General features: G+C 69.7%; 4 protein-coding genes and 1 pseudogene. All 5 read right to left on the bottom strand.

Translation table 11 applies throughout. The annotated features are described in order from the left end of the window. Positions 1-811: SDR family oxidoreductase (locus tag FFS27_RS30960; RefSeq protein ID WP_137952459.1), on the bottom strand; the 811-nt coding region annotated here is incomplete at its 3' end. After that, positions 808-1,355, bottom strand: a pseudogene (locus FFS27_RS30965) (CinA family protein). The pseudogene FFS27_RS30965 and the gene FFS27_RS30960, both read right to left, overlap by 4 nt. A gap of 10 nt (positions 1,356-1,365) precedes the next feature. Then, complete coding sequence (locus FFS27_RS30970; RefSeq protein ID WP_003088895.1) at positions 1,366-1,605, bottom strand: metallothionein; 240 nt, start codon at positions 1,603-1,605, stop codon at positions 1,366-1,368. A gap of 19 nt (positions 1,606-1,624) precedes the next feature. Then, a complete protein-coding gene (locus FFS27_RS30975; protein ID WP_003088893.1) occupies positions 1,625-1,840 on the bottom strand; it encodes a PLDc N-terminal domain-containing protein in 216 nt (71 codons plus the stop codon). A 75-nt stretch (positions 1,841-1,915) separates the two neighbouring features. Continuing rightward, positions 1,916-3,123 (bottom strand): DNA ligase D (gene ligD, locus FFS27_RS30980; RefSeq protein ID WP_137952460.1); only part of this gene is annotated, 1,208 nt, incomplete at its 5' end.

A 3,123-nucleotide genomic window follows, 5' to 3' on the forward strand; every position in this document is an offset into this window, starting at 1 on the left:
CGTAGGACGAGTCGTTACAGGCCAGGTAGACGTAGCTGGCGGCCAGCTCTTCCGGCTGGCCGGGCCGGCCCATCGGCGTATCCGCGCCGAAGTGGGCGACCTTCTCGGCGCTGAAGGTGGACGGGATCAGCGGCGTCCAGATCGGGCCCGGGGCCACGGCGTTGACGCGGATGCCGCGGTTGACCAGGTTCATCGACAGCGACCGGGTGAACGAGGTGATCGCGCCCTTGGTCGAGGAGTAGTCGATCAGCTGGGGGTTGCCCTTGTAGGCGGTGATCGAGGTGGTGTTGATGATCGCCCCGCCCTTGCCCATCAGCGGCAGGGCCGCCTTGGTCAACTGGAACATGCCGAAGATGTTGGTGCGGAAGGTCTTCTCCCACTGCTCTTCGCTGATGTCCTCCAGGCGCGCCTGCGGATGCTGCTCGCCGGCGTTGTTGACCAACACGTCGAGGCGCCCCCATTTCTGCCTTAGCGTGTCCACCACCTGGCGGCAGAAGCCGGCGTCGGCGACGTCGCCGGCGAACGCCAGGCACTGGCGGCCGAGCGACTCGATGATCTCGCGGGTCTTCGCCGCGTCTTCGTTCTCATCCAGGTAGACCAGCAGCACATCCGCCTTCTCGCGGGCGAAAGCCACCGCCACCGCGCGGCCGATACCACTGTCGCCGCCGGTGACCAGGGCCACCTTACCCTCCAGCTTGGCCGCCGGACGGTAATCGGCGGAAACGAACTCCGGCTTCGGCTGCATCTCGCTTTCGTGGCCGGGACGTTGGTCCTGGTGCTGCGCCGGCAGGGTCTGTCGCTGTTCGCTCATGGTGGTTTCCTCTCTGTCGGACGCCTCAGGCGCGTTCGCCGCGCAAGGCGCGTTGATGGAATTCGGGCAGGCGCCGCAGCGCCCAGCGGGTGGCTTCCCGGCGCATCCGCGCGGGGTCGCCGTGGAAGCGCTCGCGGCGCGAGAACAGGGCGAGGCCGGCGGGCAACCGGAAGGCCCAGGCGAAGCACACGGTACCGGGCGGGATGCCGTCCTTCGCTTCACTGCCGAGCAACCCCGTGACCGCCAGCGCGGCGCTCGCCGGACTGCGTTGCAGGGCCGCCCTGGCCATGGCCTCGGCGACCTCCACGCTGGTCAGGTTGAAACGCTCCAGCCAGTTCGGGTCGAGCCCCAGCAGGGCAAGCTTGGCCGCCGGCGAATAGACGACGAAGCCGCCTTCCATCACCTTGCCGCTGCCGGCCACCGCCGACAGTTCGGCGCTGATCTGCCCGGCAGTACAGGATTCCGCGGTGATCAGGCTGAGGTCGGCGCTACGCAGGTAGGCCACCAGGCGAGAGGCCTCGTCCGCGAGTTGCAGGTCGGGCATGGCACGCTCCTCAGGGCGAGATCGGGTCGCTGGCGGGAAAGGTCTCCTTCAACGCATCGTCCAGCTGGCGATCCTCCGCCACCTGGGGCCGGGTGGTGCCGCCACAGGGGCAATCGGCGTCGCCACACGGCTCGCCCTGGGGGTGGCCGCTGGCGCAGGCCGCGCAGCAATAGTGCTGGCCGTCGCGTTCGACGGCATCGGCGCCGGGCTGGCAGGTGCATTTGGGACAGGCACAGGTTTCGCTGTTCATGGGCAGTCTCCAGGGGGGGTCACTTGCTGTGTTCCGGCGAGGTCACCGGGCGCAAGCCACGGGGGCCGGTCCAGCCCCAGAGGACCAGGCCGAGCACGGGCAGGAGCAGGATCAGCAGCGACCAGCCGAGCTTGCGACTGGCGGAGCTGTCGCTGCGGAGCACGCTGTTGATGGCCCAGGCATCCACCAGGAGCAACAGGACCAGCAGCGCGAGGATCAGGTAGGCGGTATCCATCGGGGGCCTCCTCGGCATCTCGTTGCACGGTGGAGGCCCTGTGCGCCGGGGGAGTTCCGCCTTTTTCGCGGACGGTCAGCCGCGCCCGAGCTGGCGCCGCATGGCCGCGCTGATGCGCTGGCGGGTGCCGGCGTAGTCGGCCCAGGGATCGTCGCCGGCGAGTTCGTCGAGGCGCTGCGGCAGACTGCGCAGGTTCCATTGGTTGGCGCCCTGCAGCGAGTCGAGTTCCTCGCGGAACACCGGTACCGACACCGGCAACCCTTCGCGGGCACGCACCGAGTAGGCGGCCACGGTGCTGGCGCCGCGGCTGTTGCGCAGGTAGTCGACGAAGATCTTGCCGACCCGGTTGCGCGGCCCGGAAACCGCCGAGAAACGCTCCGGCATCAGGCGCGCCAAGTGCTGGGAGATGGCCTGGGCGAAATCCTTGACCTCGTCCCAGCCATGCCGGCGCTCCAGCGGCACCAGCAGGTGCATGCCCTTGCCGCCGCTGGTCTTGAGGAAGGCGCGCAGGCCCAGCTCGTCGAGCAACGTCAGGCTCAGCTGGGTCGCTTCGAGCATGCGCTTCCACGGCAGCGCCGGGTCCGGATCGAGGTCGAGGACGAAACGGTCAGGCCGCTCCAGGTTGGCCAGGCTGGCGTTCCAGGTATGGAATTCGATGCTGCCCATCTGCACCGCGCCGACCAGCGCCTCGGCGCTGCGGATCTGCAACAGCGGCGGATGACCGGGATCGAGCGCCGGGTCGAGCTGGACGATGCCGGGGATCTTCAGGCGCGCCGCGTGCTTCTGGAAGAACAGTTCGCCGCCGATTCCGTCGGGGCCGCGCACCAGCGACACCGGGCGCTCGCGCAGGTCGCGCAGGAGCAGGTCGGCGTAGCGCGCATGGAACTCGGCGAGTTCCAGCTTGCTGGCCTGGATCGACGGGTCGATCAGCCGCTGCGGATGGCTGATGCGCACGCCGGCGGTGGCCGCCCGCGACGCACCGGCGCCGGCCTTGCGCGCGCCGCGCAGCGACGGCGGGCCGGCGGGACGCTCGCCGGTCACCTCGCGCGCCGGCTTGTCTTCGCGCAAGCCGTGGAACACTGCCTGGCGGATGATCCCGCCACGGGTCATCTGCGCATAGGAAACCTCGCACAGCTGTTGCGGGCGCACCCACTGCACCGACCCGGTCTCGCGCGCCGGCGGCACCTTCGCCAATGGGCTGGAGCGGACCGCGAGGGGTTCCAGGCGCTCACGGACCTTCTTCAGGCTGGCCGCGGTGAAGCCGCTGCCGACCTTGCCGGCAT

The sequence above is a fragment of the Pseudomonas sp. 2VD genome (assembly GCF_005503585.1).
GTDB classification, from domain to species: Bacteria; Pseudomonadota; Gammaproteobacteria; order Pseudomonadales; family Pseudomonadaceae; genus Pseudomonas; species Pseudomonas aeruginosa.

Bases quoted from the DNA above. Each gene is read 5' to 3' on its own strand.
- FFS27_RS30970 (WP_003088895.1), bottom strand. From the start codon at position 1,605: ATGAACAGCGAAACCTGTGCCTGTCCCAAATGCACCTGCCAGCCCGGC.
- FFS27_RS30975 (WP_003088893.1), bottom strand. From the start codon at position 1,840: ATGGATACCGCCTACCTGATCCTCGCGCTGCTGGTCCTGTTGCTCCTG.